The following is a 14,413-nucleotide window of genomic DNA, read 5'->3' as shown; positions in this document are numbered from 1 at the left end:
CCCAGGTGACGCGCCCGCGCGGCAGGATGGGCTCATGCGGATCCTGGTGGTCGAGGACGAGCCGCTGCTGGCCGACGCGGTGGCCCAGGGCCTGCGGCACGACGCCCACGCGGTCGACGTGGTCTACGACGGCGCCGCCGCCCTGGAACGGGTCGGCGTCAACGATTACGACGTTGTCGTGCTCGACCGTGACCTGCCGGCCGTGCACGGCGACGACGTGTGCCGGGCGCTGGTCGAACGCGACGGCGACACGAGGGTGCTGATGCTGACGGCCGCCGCCGGCGTCGACGACCGGGTCACCGGGCTGTCGCTGGGCGCCGACGACTACCTGCCCAAGCCGTTCGCGCTGCGCGAGCTGAGCGCCCGGGTGATCGCGCTGGGCCGGCGCTCCCGCCCGGCCGTGCCGCCGGTGCTGCGCCGGGCCGGCATCAGCCTCGATCCGCACCGGCGCGAGGTGTACCGCGACGGCCGGTACGTGCCGTTGTCACGCAAAGAGTTCGCGGTGCTGGCCGAGTTGCTGCGCGCCGACGGCACGGCGGTCTCGGCCGAGGCCCTGCTCGAGAAGGCGTGGGACGAGAACGCCGACCCGTTCACCCACGCCGTACGCATGACGATCCTCAAGTTGCGGCGGAAACTCGGCGACCCGCCCGTGGTGCTGACCGAACCGGGAGTGGGGTATCGGATCCCATGAGACTGACCGTGCGCGGCCGGCTCACCCTCGTCTACGGCGGCCTGTTCGTGGTGGCCGGCCTGGTGCTGCTGGGCGCGACCTACGTGCTCGTCTCGCAGCGCCTGCCCAATGTGCTCGCACGGGCCGAGACCACGGCGCCCCCGCCCGGGTCGGCCGGCGGCGCGGTCGAGATCCGGCAGTTCATCGAGGGCACCCGCGACGACGCGCTGCACACGCTGGTCACCCAGGGGGCGATCGCGCTCGTCCTGGTCAGTGCCGTGGCGATCGCGCTGGGCTGGCTGGTCGCCGGGCGCATGCTGCAACCGCTGCAGCAGATCACCGCGACCGCCCGCCGCATCGCCGACGCACCCGACGCCGACCGCGGCCTGCACGAGCGGATAGCCCTGACCGGCCCGGCCGACGAGATCAAGGAGCTGGCCGACACGTTCGACATCATGCTGGCCCGCCTCGACCACTCGTTTGACGGCCAGCGGCGCTTCATCGCGAGCGCCTCGCACGAGCTGCGCACCCCGCTGACCCTGAACCGCACGCTGCTCGAGGTGGCGCTGACCCAGGAGGCCGCGTCGGAAGAGGTACGCCAGCTGGGCACCACGCTGCTGGCGATCAACGACCGGCACGGACGGCTGATCGACGGCCTGCTGCTGCTGGCCCAGTCGGAACGCCCGGTGGCCGAGCGGTCCTATGTCGACCTGGCCGACATCGTCGAGCACGTCGCCGTCTCGGACACGGTCAAGGTGGACACCGAGCCGGGCGAGGCCACGGTGGCCGGCAACCCGGTGCTGCTCGAGCGCCTGGTGCAGAACCTGGTCGAGAACGGCGTCCGGCACAACCTGCCCGCCGGCGGCTGGGTCCGGGTGCGTACGGGTTCCCGCCCCGACGGCTGGGCGGTGCTCGAGGTCAGCAACTCCGGCCCGGTGATCCCCCGCTACGAGGTGCCGGGACTGTTCGAGCCCTTCCACCGCTACGGCACGGAACGGCTGCACTCGCCGGGGGCCGGGCTCGGCCTCTCGATCGTCCGGGCGGTGGCCCGCGCCCACGGCGGCGAGGCCCGAGCCGACGCCCGCGACGAGGGCGGCCTGGTGGTGACGGTGACCTTGCCGCGCGCCCTGTAGGTCAGTCCGGCTCCATCTCGCCGCCGTTGCGGTGGTCGGCCAGCACCGAACCGTCGACCTCGCGCACGGTGATCCGGTCGAACAGCGGCGACAGATCGGGCGTCAGATAACCCGGCCCGACCGTCATCGCGGCGCCGCCGGGCAGGCACAGGCCCAGCGCATCCGGCCCGGTCTCGCGCTCGATCACCCACCGGTCGGTGTCGTCGTGCCGGCAGCGCACGTTCTCCCTGATGACCGCGTCGAGGTAATGATTGCTCCGATCGTCCGGCCGCAAAGTCATCGACACGATGTAGCGCCCGGCCCAGGTGCGGTTCACCTCGTAGCCCGGCACCTGCGGCACGAACAGCGGCAACCCCACCGCCTCGAACTTCTGCGCCCGCCACCGGTGCTGCAACCCCCACGTGAGCAGGGCCGCGACGACAAGCACGACGACAACCGCGTTCGTCGCCCGCGGCCGCTCGATAAGCACGTGCACGGCAATCGCGGCGCAACCCCAGAGCAGCGCCGCCTCCACGTTGTTCCGCTCGAGCCCGGCCACCAACGGCACCACGGCCACCGGCACCAGCACGAGCGGAACCACCGCATGTCCCCGCTTCCGCAACGGCAGCACGGCGATGACCAGCGCGGCCCCCAGCGCTCCCAGCAGCGCCCCGACCAGGCCGATCGTGGTGTCCTGATCGGCGTAGTCCATCACCTGGTACTCGCCGAGCTGCCCGAACACCAGCCCGATGGCCACCGCCGTGACCGCCCCGCAGACCAGCCCGCGCCCGATCCCCCGTCGCGCCGGCGTCACATCGACCAGCATCGTCCGATGGTCGCAACCTCGGGCAAGCGAATTCATCCGGTGGTGATGACGCGCGCCGGCGCCGGCCGCCGCACGCTGCGGGGATGGCGCACTATCCACTCATCGCCGATCACGGGCTGATCGGGGACATGCGAAGCGCGGCGCTGGTGGCCACCGACGGCACCGTCGACTGGTTCTGCGCGCCCCGCTTCGACTCGCCGAGCATCTTCGGCGCCCTGCTCGATGCCGAGCGGGGCGGCCACTTCCGGACGCGCCCGGCCGCGGGTGACGTCACCACCCGGCAGCTGTACCTGCCGGACACGGCCGTGCTGATCACCCGCTTCCTGACCCAGGCCGGCGTGGGCGAGGTGGTCGACTTCATGCCGATCGAACCGCCGGAAGCCGGGCCGGACGAGCGTCACCTGGTTCGCATGGTGCGCTGCGTCCGCGGCGAGATGACGTTCGACATCGAGATCGCCCCGCGCTTCGACTACGGCCGCGAGCGGTTCGAGACCCACCTCAACGGTCACGGCGTCGTGTTCCGGGGTGACCGCACGGCCATGACCGCCGACCTGGTCCGCGAGCCGGGCGACGAGCGCAACGCCCGGATCTGGCTGGACGAGGGCGGCGACGTGCACGCGCGGCTGCGACTGACCGCGGGCGAGATGCGGGGCGTGGTGCTGCGAACCGGGTACGCCGGGCCCGTACGCGAGGTGCCGGTGGCCGAGGTGCGCCGGTTGTTCGACCGGACCGTCGCCTTCTGGAAGACCTGGCTCGGCCGGGGCACGTACTCCGGCCGGTGGCGCGAGGCGGTGCACCGCTCGGCCATAACGCTGAAACTGATGACGTACGCACCAACTGGCGCCCTGGTCGCCGCGCCCACAGCCGCGCTGCCCGAACAGGTCGGCGGCGAACGCAACTGGGACTACCGCTACACCTGGGTCCGGGACGCCTCGTTCTCGGTGTACTCGCTGCTCGGGATCGGCCTGACCGACGAGGCGGCCGCCCTGGGCCGCTGGCTGCGCGACCGGGTCGACGAGCAGGCCGCGAAGGATCCCTCGGGCCCGCTGAAGATTATGTACCGGGTGGACGGCTCGGCCGACCTGAGCGAGGAAATCCTCGATCACTGGTCGGGCTACCGCGGCTCGGCGCCGGTGCGGATCGGCAACGGCGCCGCCGACCAGCTGCAACTCGACATCTACGGCGAGGCCCTGGACAGCGTGTACGTCGCCGACCGGCACGGGGTGGCGCCCGGGCACGAGGGCTGGGGCAGTATCCGGCAGCTGCTCGACTGGGTGGCCGAGAACTGGTCGCAGCCCGAGGAGGGCATCTGGGAGACCCGGGGCGGGCGGCAGGACTTCACGTACGGCCGGTTGATGTGCTGGGTGGCGCTCGACCGCGGCGTCCGGCTGGCCACCGCGCACGGCCGCCCCGCGCCGGTCGACCACTGGCGCCTGCAGCGCGACGCCCTCTATGAAGAGATCATGGACCGGGGCTGGAGCCCGCGGCGCCGCGCGTTCCGCCAGCACTACGCGACCGACGTGCTCGACTCGGCGCTGCTGCGGATGCCGGTGGTCGGCTTCATCACCCCGACCGACCCGATGTGGCTGTCCACTCTCGAGGCCATGGAGTCGGAGCTGGTCACCGACAGCCTGGTCTACCGCTACGACCCGGCGGCCTCGCCGGACGGGCTGCGCGGCGCCGAGGGCACCTTCTCGCTCTGCACGTTCTCGTACGTCACCGCGCTGGCCGCCGCCGGAGAGGCCGACCGGGCCCGGCTGACCTTCGAGAAGATGCTGACCTACGCCAACCACCTGGGCCTGTTCTCCGAGGAGATCGGCCTGAGCGGCGAACAGCTCGGCAACTTCCCCCAGGCCTTCACCCACCTGGCCCTCATCGACGCCGCCATCGCCCTCGACCGCTGCCTCGACACCGCCCGCCACCCCTGAGACGCCGCCCCGCCCGCCTCGCCGCCGAGACGGCACCCGCCACCTGCTCTGGAAGCCGCCCGCGCCAAGACGGCGCGCGGCGGGTCCCGGGGCTCAAGCCGTGATGCCGGCTCGCCCGGTCGGCGTGGGCGCGTCGTCCGACGGAGAGTGGGTGGCGGCGTGCCGGGCCAGCCCGACGACGCCCAGGGTCATGAGGATCGCGGCGACGGCGATGACGACCTGCCCCACCACGCCGAAGCGGAAGCTCTCGCCGAACACGACCACCCCGGCGATCGCGGCCACGATCGGGTTGGTGACGCTCACCGTGGCCAGCGGCGCCGCCAGGCCGGCCCGCCCGTAGGAGAGCTGGCTCAGCAGATAGCCGCCGGTCGAGAAGACCAGCACCGCGATGGCGCCGACCGGCGACACCGTGCGGACACCCCCGTCGGTCAGGGCGGCCAGCACCGCCTTGGACAGCACAGAGGCGATGCCGAACGCCGTGCCGGCCGCGGCCGCCAGCAGCACCGAGCGCACCCGCGGACCGCCCCACCACGCGCCGAGGGTCAGCACCGCCACCGCCACGAGCGTGATCAGCGCGAGGTGGCGGTCGCCCGGCTCGCCGAGCCGCCGGGGCTCGGACGACTCGACCGACAGCGACAGGATCAGGGCCAGGCCGACCACCGTGAGCACCGCGTCGACCCAGGCGGCGCGGCTGATCGGCACGTGCAGGCGGACGGCGGCGATCGGCAGCGCGAACAGCAGGGTCAGCGTGCCCAGCGCCTGCACCACGGCCACCGTGCCGAAGTTGAGCGCGACGACGTGCAGGACGACCCCGCCCCCGGTGAGCAGCAACGCGATGGCCCACCTGGTCAGACCCCGCTGACCATGCTCGGCCAGGCGTTCCTGAGCGACCGCCGCGGCCGCGTAACTGGCCGCGGAGAGCACCGAGAACGCGACCGCCCACCCCAGCGATCCCATGAGCACCCCCTCGTCCGAGTCTGCCAGACGGCGGGGCGCGCCTCAGCCCGTGTCGCGCCGGGCCCGGGCGTGGCGGCGGACCTCGGCCAGCCGGGCCGCGTTCCGGTCGATCAGGCCGTGGGCACGGCGGCGGGCGAATTCCTGCCGCTCGGCCGAGCGGGCCTCGCGGCGGCGCACCGACTGCTCGACGGCGGCGCGAAAGCGTTCCTCCCACGACTGCGACCCGGTGGTGGACGGCGGCTCGTTCCAGCTGATTCTCGGTGACATGACGGCATTCTTCCGCGGGGGTACGACAGAAAATCCCCTTCGCGCGGGCCGCGCCCGGCTGTCACGATGCCCCCATGGTGATGGCAGCGGGAACCAGGATCGGCTGGGGTGATCTGCCCGCCGCCGTGCGGGAGCGGGTCGAGGGCATCGTCGGCGGCCGGGTGGTCGAGGCCGTGTCGCAGACCGGCGGCTTCTCCCCCGGCACAGCCGACCGGGTGCGCACCGCCGACGGCCGCCGGGCCTTCGTCAAGGCGGTCACCCCGGCCGTCAACGAGCGCTCGGCCGAACTGGCCCGCCAAGAGATCCGGATCACCTCGGCCCTGCCCGGCCACGTCCCGGCGCCGCGGGTGCTCGGCTCGCTCGACGACGGTGACTGGGTCGTGCTGGTCCTCGAGGACATCGAGGGCGCCCACCCTCGTACGCCATGGGTGAAGGACGAGATCGACGCGGCCGTGACCGCGCTCGCCGAGCTGGCCGACGCGCTCACGCCGGCGCCCCTGACCGTGCCCGACGTGACCGCGGTGATCACCGAGGGCTTCGGCGGCTGGCAACGGCTGGCCGCCGACCCGCCGGCCGACCTCGACCCGTGGGCGGCCGCGCACCTGCCCGAGCTCATCGCCGCCGCCGAGCGCGGACTAGCCGCCTCGAGCGGCGGGAACACCCTGGCCCACTGCGACATCCGGGCCGACAACATGCTGGTCCGCCCGGACGGCCGGTTCGTGATCGTCGACTGGCCGTGGGGCGCCACCGCGCCCATCTGGTTCGACCGGGTGCTGCTGGCCCTCAACATCACCGTGCACGGCGGCGATCCCGAACGGGTGATCGCGGGCCTCGACCGGAGGATCGTGACCGACGTCTTCGCCGGGTGGGCCGGGTTCTTCCGGGACATCTCGCGCCTCCCGCCGCCCCCGGGGCTGCCCTCCGTCCGGGCCTTCCAGCGGTGGCAGGCCGACGAGCTGCTGCCCTGGCTACGGCGTGAACTGGGCCGCTGAACCCGGAAACGGTCAGATCCGTATTCGAAGCCGTCCGCGCAACAGGTGGGAGGTCGAGCACACCGGCCGGGGGCAGGCCGTACCGGGCACTAGTCTGGGTAGTCGGGCTTCGGCGTGGCGGCCCGGGCAGGCCACCAATCTCACACGGAACGGAACATGATGACCGACCAGGCCAAGGTGCGAGTCCTTCTGTTGGAGAGCATCCATCCCGACGCGGTGTCCCGGCTCGAGTCGGCCGGATACGAGGTCGAGTCCGTCCGCAACGCCCTCGACGAGTCCGAGCTGATCGCCCGCATCCGCGGTGTCCACCTGCTCGGCATCCGCTCGAAGACCAAGGTCACGGCCAAGGTGCTCGAGGCGGCCGACAGCCTCGTCGCGATCGGCGCCTTCTGCATCGGCACCGACCAGATCGACCTGACCGCAGCCTCGGCCAACGGCATCGCCGTGTTCAACGCGCCGTTCTCCAACACCCGCTCCGTCGTCGAGCTGGCCATCGCCGAGATCATCGCGATGACCCGGCGGCTGACCGAGAAGAACGCGCTCATGCACGAGGGCGTCTGGGACAAGTCGGCCGAGGGCGCGCACGAGATCCGGGGCCGCCGGCTCGGCATCATCGGCTACGGCAACATCGGCACCCAGCTCTCCGTTCTGGCGGAAAACCTCGGCATGTACGTGTCCTTCTACGACACCGCCGACAAGCTCGCGCTGAGCAACGCCCACCGCTGCGCCACCATCGAGGAACTGCTCGAGACCAGCGACGTCGTCACCATCCACGTCGACGGCCGCCCCGGCAACGCCGGCTTCTTCGGCACCGAGCAGTTCAAGCGGATGCGCGAGGGCTCGCTGTTCCTCAACCTGTCGCGCGGCATCGTGGTCGACCACGTCGCCCTGCGCGAAGCACTCGAGAGCGGCCATCTGGCCGGCGCCGCGGTCGACGTCTTCCCGACCGAGCCCAAGGGCCGCGGCGACGAGTTCGTCTCCGAGCTGCGCGGCCTGCCCAACGTCATCCTCACCCCGCACATCGGCGGGTCGACGGAGGAGGCGCAGTCCGACATCGGCGGTTTCGTGGCCAACAAGCTGGCCTCGTTCGTCGAGGAGGGCAACACCACGCTCAGCGTCAACCTGCCCGGCGTGGGGCTGCCCGAGCAGGCCGGCCAGAGCCGCATCGGCCACGTGCACATCAACACCCCGGGCGTGCTGGCCCAGGTCAACAGCATTCTGGCCGAGCACAAGGTCAATGTGGAGGGCCAGCTGCTGAGCACCCGCGGCGAGTACGGCTACCTGATCACGGACATCAGCGGCGGCTTCAGCGACGAGGTGCTGGAGCGGCTGCGGTCGATGGAACAGACCGTCCGCCTCCGCGTGCTTTCCTGAATTATTTCGTACGGAGTAAAGGAGCGCCCGGCTCGGCCGGGCGCTCCTTTTGTTGTCTCGATCAGCCGTTTTCCACAGTCAGCGCACTGATAGGGGCGCCCGCCCCGACGTCGTAGCGGTTCGGCACCGCCCAGTTCTTCGGCGTGAGCGTCGAGCCGGGCGGAACGTCCTTGATCGTACGGTTGCCGGCCCGCACGGACTTGGCGCCGCCGCCCACCTTGACCCGCACCGGGCTGCCGGCCGGCGACTTCACGACCAGCTTCTCGACCGCGCCGTTGACCTTGATCGGCACGGTGCCGTCCGGGCGGGCCAGGGTCAGCTGCGCGGAACGCATCCCGCCGACCATCTCGACCCCGCTGACCTGCCCGCCGCTGAGGTCGATCATCTGCTCCTCGGCATAGCCGGAGAGCCGCACCGCCCAGCGCACCTTGGCCGCCAGCACCACGTCGATCACCCCGCCGGTGCCGTCGCCGTCTTTGGTTACCTGCAGCTTGAGGTCGTCGTTGCGCAGCACGGGGCTGGGCAGGAAGCCCGCGTCCTCGGGGGTCGAGATGCGGAACAAGTCGTCGCCGAGCTCACCGATCGTGACGTTGACCCGGTTGGTGGCGGCCAGCATCTCGAAGCTGGCCCGGCTGCGGTTGTCGAGCGGGGCGCTCACCGTCCGCTTGCCGGACTCCCCCGCGCCGAGCTGCAGCACCGAGTCGAGGTCGTCGTCGTTGCCGGTGAAGTAGACGACGCCGACGATGCCCCCCGCGATCAACACGAACAAGCTCATCAGCACGATGCCGACGGTGACTGCCCGCGACTGACGCGGCGGCTCCGGAATAGCGGCACCCCGCGACGGCGGCCCAGCCTGCCGGCGGTCGGCCGCCTCGGGAACGGACGCCGGCTCGCTGGCGTCGAGGAACCGGCGGAACTCCCCGGTGTCACCGACGCGACGCATCTCCCCGGTGTTCCCGATCCGCCGCTGCTCCCCAGTGCCGTCGAAACGCCGCTGCTCCGTGCCGTCGAATCGCCGCTGCTCACCCGTGGCGTCGAAGCGCCGCTGCTCGCCCGTGTTCCCGAAGCCCGCCCCGCCGAAGCCCGCACTGCTGGAGCCCGCGGTGCCGAAGCCCGCACTGGAGCCCCCGCTGCCGAAACCCACGCCGCTGGAGCCCGCAGTGCCAAAGCCCGCGCCGCCCGAGCCTGCAGTGCCAAAGCCGACACCTCCGGAGCCCGCACTGTCAAAGCCCGCGCCGCTCGAGCGGGCAGTGCCAACGCCCGCGTTGCTGGAGCCTGCAGTGCCATAGCCCGCGCCGCCGGAACTCGCACCGCTGAAACCCGCGCTGCTGGCACCCGCGCCGCCGAAACCGGCGTCACCAGAGTCCGCGCCGCCGAAACCGGCACTGCTGGAACTCGCGCCGCCGAAACCGGCGCCGCTGGAGCTCGCGCCGGCGAAGCCTGCGCTGTCTGGAGCGGTGCTGACGGAGCCGGCTTTGGTCACGCGGCGTACCGGAAGGTCGGAGGGCGTCGTGCCGGTCGGGGCCGGTGACGCGGGCGCCACCGACGGAGCAGCCGGCGACGTGGGTGAGGCCGGGTGGCGTACCGGCGAAATCGGCCCCGACGTGAAGCCGAACGAGGTGCGGCTGGTGCCGGCCGGCGTGGCCGGACCGTAGTCGGGCGCCGGCTTCTCACTCGAGGTCGTCGCGCCGGGCGCGGCCTCACCGGTTGTGGTCGCGGCGGATTCCCCGAACCACATGGGCGGGTCGGACGCCGGACGAGCCGGTGGCCGACGGTAAACAGTGTCGCGGGAGCCGCCGCCAGGCGATCCCGGTGCCGACGGCTCGGCCACCGCCACATCGGACGGTGTCCCACCAGCCGCTGCTCGGTCAGCTGCTGTTCGGTCCACGCGAAGCCCTTCCCCTGCCGGCGCCCTGTCGCGCGCCATCCCGGAAACAGGTACGGATTTCGCGTCTTCCCGGATGAGTACCGAGCAGAACTACTTAGGGTTACTGCCGGTTGGGGCGCACCAGGCCACGCCGGGTGGCGATCGCCACCGCCTCGAGCTGGCTGTGCGCGCCCAGCTTGGCCAGCACCGCCTTCACGTAGCCGCGGCAGGTGTGCAGGCTGATGCCGAGCCGCCGGGCGATGGCCCGGGCGTCCAGCCCGGCCGCCATGAGCTGCAGCACCTCGTCCTCACGGGCGGTGAGGCCGCCGCCACGCGGGCCGACCACCGGGCTGGTGCTGCGCAGCAGCCGGGCCAGGATGTCGGTCGACACCGTCATGCCGCCGCCGTGAGCCGTACGCAGCGCATTCAGCACATCGCCGAGAGCGCCGTTCTTCGACAGGAACCCGGCCGCGCCCGCCGCGGTGGCCCGGCCGACGAGGGCCGACTCATCGCTGGCAGTGAGGATCACCACACGAGTGTCCGGTTGGCGTACGCGCAGCAGTTCCGCGATCGCAATTCCGTCCGCATCGGACAAATCCGGGTCGAGCAGTATCACGTCGGGACGCAGCTCGGCGGCGAGCCGCAGGGCCTCGGCCCCGGTGAGCGCGTGGCCCACGTACTTGAGGTCGGGCTGCCCGGCCAGAGCGTGTCCGAGCAGCTCGGCAAACGTCTGGTGGCCGTCGACGACGAGCACGCTGATCGCATCGCCGTTAGTCATGCGCCACCTTTCACCGAGTCCGACCGTGGAATTCTAAGGAGTATCAGCTCTCATCTTTGCCCTACCAACAGGCTGGTGGTGCACCGCCCCGGCTCGGCCCGGCCGGTACACCCGACGAGCGGTTGAGTCCGAGCGGCCGCGATAACCAGTCTTTCGGGTGAGACCACCCCCCGCATTGGGGCTTGCTGCCACGAGTCCCGCGCCAGCAGAGTTCCGAAATATGTTCGACATCCAGCTCTTCGGCCGGGTCGAGGTCCGGACCAGGGGCGTCGTCCTGACTGGAACCGACTTCGGCGGCGACCACCCCCGGCACATCCTGGCCCTTCTCGCCCTGCGGGGCGAAATGTCCACCTCGGAGCTGGCCGGCCTGCTGGGGGAAAAGAAGAAGAGCGTCGAAAGCGACATGTCGGTCCTGCGCACCAAACTGGAGCCGGATGCGACACCGCGCGACTCCGTGGTCCGCCGCGAGGCCGGCCGCTGGTTCCTCAACCCCGAGCGGGTCCGGGTCGACGTCGCCCGCTTCGACGAGCTGGTCGCCGCGGCCCAGGGCCGCCCGGCCGAGCGCGCCGTCAAGCCGCTGACCGCGGCCGCCTTCCTCGCCACCCGCCCGCTGCTCGAGGACGAGAACGAGCCCTGGGCGGCCGAGGCCCGCGCCGAATACAGCGCCAAGCTGGCCACCACCCGCCCCACCGACGCACCCCAGGCCGCTTAGCCGACACGGCAGAGCCTTTCGGCGCAGAATCGACGCGTGCCCGCACCGCCCACAGCCCTGCGCCCCCTGCCCCTCGTACCGGAAATCTCGCTTTTCCTGGCCGACTCGTCGGCGGGCCTGTTCGATGCGGCGGGCGGCGAGTTCCGCAGCGACGAGCCCCCGCCGTTCTGGGCCTTCGCCTGGGCGGGCGGTCAGGCCCTCGCCCGCTATCTGCTCGATCATCCGGAGACGGTGGCCGGACTCAAGGTGCACGACCTGGCCACCGGAAGCGGCGTGGCCGCGATCGCCGCTGCCCGGGCCGGCGCGGCGGAGGTGGCCGCGACCGACCTCGATCCGGCCGCTGTCGCTGCTGCCCAGGCCAACGCGGCCGCCAACAACGTCACGCTTCGTGAGCAACCCGACGCCCGCCCGGACGTACTGCTAGCTGGTGACGTCTTCTACAGCCCCACGGTCGCGGCGGAGATGACCCAGCGACTGCGCGCGGCCCGCCGAAATTCGGCTTACGTCCTGGTTGGCGACCCCGGACGGGGGTACTTCCCGGATCGGCTCTTCGAGCGGGTAGCCGAATATCCCGTGCCGGTGCCGGCCGCCCTGGAGGAGACCGAGACGCTCGTCACAGCGGTTTGGCGGATGCGCTGAGTTAGTTTCACCGCCCAAGTAGTTGTAGGCTACACGCATCTTCCTGTCCCTCTTCTCTAGGCAGACACGTGCGCGAATCAGACACCGGTGACGCGATCCCCCGGATCGCCGACGAACTTGTGCGGTTCCACCGGCTCATGGCCCGGGCCCGGGGCATGCTCAATGTCGGGGATCTGGGTGCGGAGTTCTCGGCGCTGATGCACCTGTTTCCGCTGCGCTATCGGGGTCCGATGCGGGCCACCGATCTCGCCGAGATCAAACAGGCCGACCCGTCGACGATCAGCCGGCAGGTCGCCCAGCTGGTCAAGGCCGGTCTCGCCCGCCGCGAGGCCGACCCCGGTGACGGCCGCGCCTCCCGGCTCGCGATCACCGACGCGGGCCTTGCCGCCGTCGAACGGCTCGAAGAGGCACGTTCGGCCTGGCTGCGCGACGTGCTGAGCGACTGGCCCCCGGGCCAGGCCGCCACCTTCGCCGGCCTCTTCTCAGAATTCAACAGCTCGGTCGAGGCCCGCCTCGCCCCACCTCGGGAGAACGTGTGAGCAACTCCGACTCCACCGCCGCCGCGCCCGCGCGGGCGTCGACGGAATTCACGCATCGCCAGATCCTGACGATCCTGGCCGGCCTCATGATGGGCATGTTCCTGGCCGCGCTGGACCAGACGATCATGGCCACGGCGACCCGCACGATCGCCGACGACCTGCACGGCTTCGACATCCAGGCCTGGGCCACCACGGCGTTCCTGATCACCTCGACGATCTCGACGCCGCTCTACGGCAAGCTCTCCGACCTCTACGGCCGGCGCCCGTTCTTCCTGTTCGCGATCGGCATCTTCGTCGTCGGCTCGTTCCTCTGCGGCCTCTCGCAGAACATGTACGAGCTGGCCGCGTTCCGGGCCATCCAGGGCATCGGCGCCGGCGGCCTCATGTCGCTGGCGCTGGCCATCATCGGCGACATCGTCCCGCCCCGCGAGCGCGCCAAGTACCAGGGCTACTTCCTGGCTGTTTTCGGTACGGCGAGCGTGCTCGGCCCGATCCTGGGCGGCTTCTTCGCCGGCGCCGACAACATTCTGTGGGTCGACGGCTGGCGCTGGGTCTTCTACCTGAACGTCCCGATCGGCATCGCCGCCATGGTCGTGGTGGCCCGGGTGCTGCACCTGCCGCACACGCGCGTCGACCACCGCATCGACTGGCCCGGCGCGGTCGCCCTGATCGTCGGCCTGGTGCCGCTGCTGACCATCGCCGAGCAGGGCCGCGCCTGGGGCTGGGACTCCGGCCGGGCCTTCCTCTGCTACATCATCGGCGCGATCGGCCTGGTCGCCTTCGTGCTGGCCGAGCGGGCGTACGGGGACGAGGCGCTGCTGCCGATCCGGCTGTTCCGCAACCGGACCATCGCCGTCGGCGCCACCTCCAGCACCATCCTGGGCATGGCCATGTTCGGCGGCCTGATGACCGTCCCGCTGTACTTGCAGATCGTCAAGGGCTCCTCGGCCACGCTGGCCGGCCTGCAGATGATCCCGTTCGTGTTCGGCATCATGTCCGGCTCGATCATCTCGGGTCAGCTGATCGCCCGCACCGGCCGCTACCGCATCTTCCCGATCATCGGCAGCACGCTCATGGTGGCCGCGCTGGCCCTGTTCGCCACGATCGGCGCCGACACCCCGCTCTGGCGGGTCATGCTGATCATGGTGCTGATGGGCCTCGGCCTGGGCGGCAACATGCAGCCGATGATCACCGCCGTGCAGAACGCGGTGTCCCCGCGCGAGATCGGCGTGGCCACCAGCTCGGTGACGTTCTTCCGCTCGATGGGCGGCACGCTCGGCACCGCCGTCTTCCTGTCGGTGCTGTTCAACGTCCTGCCCAACAAGATCGGCAGTGCCTTCACCACCGCGCAGGGCACACCGGAGTTCCAGCAGGCTCTGGCGGCCAACCCGGCTCAGGCGCAGGTGTTGCAGCAGGCCGCCGGGCAGCAGGACGACACGTCGTGGCTCAACAGCCTGCCCGACGTCCTCACCCACCCGTACAAGGTCGGCTTCTCCGACGGCATCCAGGTGGTGTTCCTGCTGGCCCTGGCGGTCATGGTGGTCGGCCTGATCGTGGTCTTCTTCCTGCCCGAGATCCCGCTCAGCATGCGCTCGGCCCAGCAGCAACGGGCCGACGACGCTCTGGCCGCCGAGAACAGCATGGGCGTCCCGGGTGAGGTCGGCGCGGGCCCGCTGACCGACGAAGAGATCCACACTCCCGACCGCACATCGAAGTCCCATTAGCGCCGAGCAACCACCACGGCCCGCCTGC

General features: G+C 71.4%; 15 protein-coding genes. 10 read left to right on the top strand and 5 right to left on the bottom strand.

The features are described 5' to 3' along the window. The first annotated feature begins 34 nt into the window (after positions 1–34). Positions 35–691, top strand: a complete 657-nt coding sequence (locus OWR29_RS42270; RefSeq protein ID WP_267569246.1) for a response regulator transcription factor — start codon at positions 35–37, stop codon at positions 689–691. After that, positions 688–1,803 carry a sensor histidine kinase gene (locus OWR29_RS42265; protein WP_267569245.1) on the top strand — a complete coding sequence of 372 codons (1,116 nt, stop codon included), beginning with the start codon at positions 688–690 and terminating at the stop codon, positions 1,801–1,803. Before OWR29_RS42270 ends, OWR29_RS42265 begins: the two co-directional genes overlap by 4 nt. A 1-nt stretch (position 1,804) precedes the next feature. Here OWR29_RS42265 and OWR29_RS42260 read toward each other — a convergent pair whose 3' ends face one another. Beyond that, complete coding sequence (locus OWR29_RS42260; RefSeq protein WP_267569244.1) at positions 1,805–2,608, bottom strand: hypothetical protein; 804 nt, start codon at positions 2,606–2,608, stop codon at positions 1,805–1,807. Positions 2,609–2,691: 83 nt separating this feature from the next. On the opposite strand from OWR29_RS42260, the gene OWR29_RS42255 reads away from it, so the two are divergent. Then, a complete protein-coding gene (locus OWR29_RS42255; RefSeq protein WP_267569243.1) occupies positions 2,692–4,536 on the top strand; it encodes a glycoside hydrolase family 15 protein in 1,845 nt (614 codons plus the stop codon). Between the two features lie 93 nt (positions 4,537–4,629). Here OWR29_RS42255 and OWR29_RS42250 read toward each other — a convergent pair whose 3' ends face one another. Both OWR29_RS42250 and OWR29_RS42245 read right to left on the bottom strand, forming a co-directional pair. Continuing rightward, positions 4,630–5,493 (bottom strand): DMT family transporter, encoded by an 864-nt coding sequence (locus OWR29_RS42250; RefSeq protein ID WP_267569242.1) that lies wholly within the window; start codon positions 5,491–5,493, stop codon positions 4,630–4,632. 42 nt (positions 5,494–5,535) lie between these two features. Further along, positions 5,536–5,760: a hypothetical protein gene (locus OWR29_RS42245; RefSeq protein WP_267569241.1), complete on the bottom strand. Its 225-nt coding sequence runs from the start codon at positions 5,758–5,760 to the stop codon at positions 5,536–5,538. A 74-nt stretch (positions 5,761–5,834) separates the two neighbouring features. On the opposite strand from OWR29_RS42245, the gene OWR29_RS42240 reads away from it, so the two are divergent. Continuing rightward, the gene (locus tag OWR29_RS42240; protein WP_267569240.1) at positions 5,835–6,752 is read left to right on the top strand and encodes a phosphotransferase family protein; all 918 of its coding nucleotides are present in this window, start codon (positions 5,835–5,837) and stop codon (positions 6,750–6,752) included. A gap of 156 nt (positions 6,753–6,908) precedes the next feature. Beyond that, positions 6,909–8,126: a phosphoglycerate dehydrogenase gene (serA, locus tag OWR29_RS42235; RefSeq protein WP_267569239.1), complete on the top strand. Its 1,218-nt coding sequence runs from the start codon at positions 6,909–6,911 to the stop codon at positions 8,124–8,126. A 61-nt stretch (positions 8,127–8,187) separates the two neighbouring features. Here serA and OWR29_RS42230 read toward each other — a convergent pair whose 3' ends face one another. Next, entirely contained in the window at positions 8,188–9,609 is a 1,422-nt protein-coding gene (locus OWR29_RS42230) for a hypothetical protein (RefSeq protein WP_267569238.1), read from the bottom strand. Between the two features lie 28 nt (positions 9,610–9,637). Between OWR29_RS42230 and OWR29_RS42225 the strand changes: the two genes are divergently transcribed. Next, a complete protein-coding gene (locus OWR29_RS42225; protein ID WP_267569237.1) occupies positions 9,638–9,781 on the top strand; it encodes a hypothetical protein in 144 nt (47 codons plus the stop codon). A 333-nt stretch (positions 9,782–10,114) separates the two neighbouring features. Here the strand turns inward: OWR29_RS42225 and OWR29_RS42220 are convergent, their stop codons facing one another. Continuing rightward, positions 10,115–10,771, bottom strand: coding sequence for a response regulator (locus OWR29_RS42220; protein ID WP_267569236.1), 657 nt, complete (start codon positions 10,769–10,771; stop codon positions 10,115–10,117). 220 nt (positions 10,772–10,991) lie between these two features. Between OWR29_RS42220 and OWR29_RS42215 the strand changes: the two genes are divergently transcribed. From OWR29_RS42215 to OWR29_RS42200, 4 genes are all read left to right on the top strand, one after another. Next, complete coding sequence (locus OWR29_RS42215) at positions 10,992–11,483, top strand: AfsR/SARP family transcriptional regulator (RefSeq protein ID WP_267569235.1); 492 nt, start codon at positions 10,992–10,994, stop codon at positions 11,481–11,483. Positions 11,484–11,519: 36 nt separating this feature from the next. Then, on the top strand, positions 11,520–12,122 hold the full coding sequence (locus OWR29_RS42210; protein WP_267569234.1) for a class I SAM-dependent methyltransferase: 603 nt from the start codon (positions 11,520–11,522) through the stop codon (positions 12,120–12,122). Between the two features lie 68 nt (positions 12,123–12,190). After that, positions 12,191–12,661: a MarR family winged helix-turn-helix transcriptional regulator gene (locus OWR29_RS42205; protein WP_267569233.1), complete on the top strand. Its 471-nt coding sequence runs from the start codon at positions 12,191–12,193 to the stop codon at positions 12,659–12,661. Further along, positions 12,658–14,385: an MDR family MFS transporter gene (locus OWR29_RS42200; protein ID WP_267569232.1), complete on the top strand. Its 1,728-nt coding sequence runs from the start codon at positions 12,658–12,660 to the stop codon at positions 14,383–14,385. Before OWR29_RS42205 ends, OWR29_RS42200 begins: the two co-directional genes overlap by 4 nt. The last annotated feature ends 28 nt before the right edge of the window (positions 14,386–14,413 follow it).

Source organism: Paractinoplanes pyxinae, assembly GCF_026626335.1.
GTDB lineage: Bacteria > Actinomycetota > Actinomycetes > Mycobacteriales > Micromonosporaceae > Actinoplanes > Actinoplanes pyxinae.
The sequence above is the reverse complement of the archived record's forward strand: the minus strand, read 5'-3'. Positions and strand labels throughout refer to the sequence as shown.

Excerpts from the sequence above, each read along its gene's own strand:
- serA (WP_267569239.1), top strand. The coding sequence starts at position 6,909 with ATGATGACCGACCAGGCCAAGGTGCGAGTCCTTCTGTTGGAGAGCATC.
- OWR29_RS42240 (WP_267569240.1), top strand. The coding sequence starts at position 5,835 with ATGGTGATGGCAGCGGGAACCAGGATCGGCTGGGGTGATCTGCCCGCC.
- OWR29_RS42265 (WP_267569245.1), top strand. The coding sequence starts at position 688 with ATGAGACTGACCGTGCGCGGCCGGCTCACCCTCGTCTACGGCGGCCTG.
- OWR29_RS42255 (WP_267569243.1), top strand. The coding sequence starts at position 2,692 with ATGGCGCACTATCCACTCATCGCCGATCACGGGCTGATCGGGGACATG.
- OWR29_RS42260 (WP_267569244.1), bottom strand. The coding sequence starts at position 2,608 with ATGCTGGTCGATGTGACGCCGGCGCGACGGGGGATCGGGCGCGGGCTG.
- OWR29_RS42270 (WP_267569246.1), top strand. The coding sequence starts at position 35 with ATGCGGATCCTGGTGGTCGAGGACGAGCCGCTGCTGGCCGACGCGGTG.
- OWR29_RS42245 (WP_267569241.1), bottom strand. The coding sequence starts at position 5,760 with ATGTCACCGAGAATCAGCTGGAACGAGCCGCCGTCCACCACCGGGTCG.
- OWR29_RS42215 (WP_267569235.1), top strand. The coding sequence starts at position 10,992 with ATGTTCGACATCCAGCTCTTCGGCCGGGTCGAGGTCCGGACCAGGGGC.
- OWR29_RS42220 (WP_267569236.1), bottom strand. The coding sequence starts at position 10,771 with ATGACTAACGGCGATGCGATCAGCGTGCTCGTCGTCGACGGCCACCAG.
- OWR29_RS42250 (WP_267569242.1), bottom strand. The coding sequence starts at position 5,493 with ATGGGATCGCTGGGGTGGGCGGTCGCGTTCTCGGTGCTCTCCGCGGCC.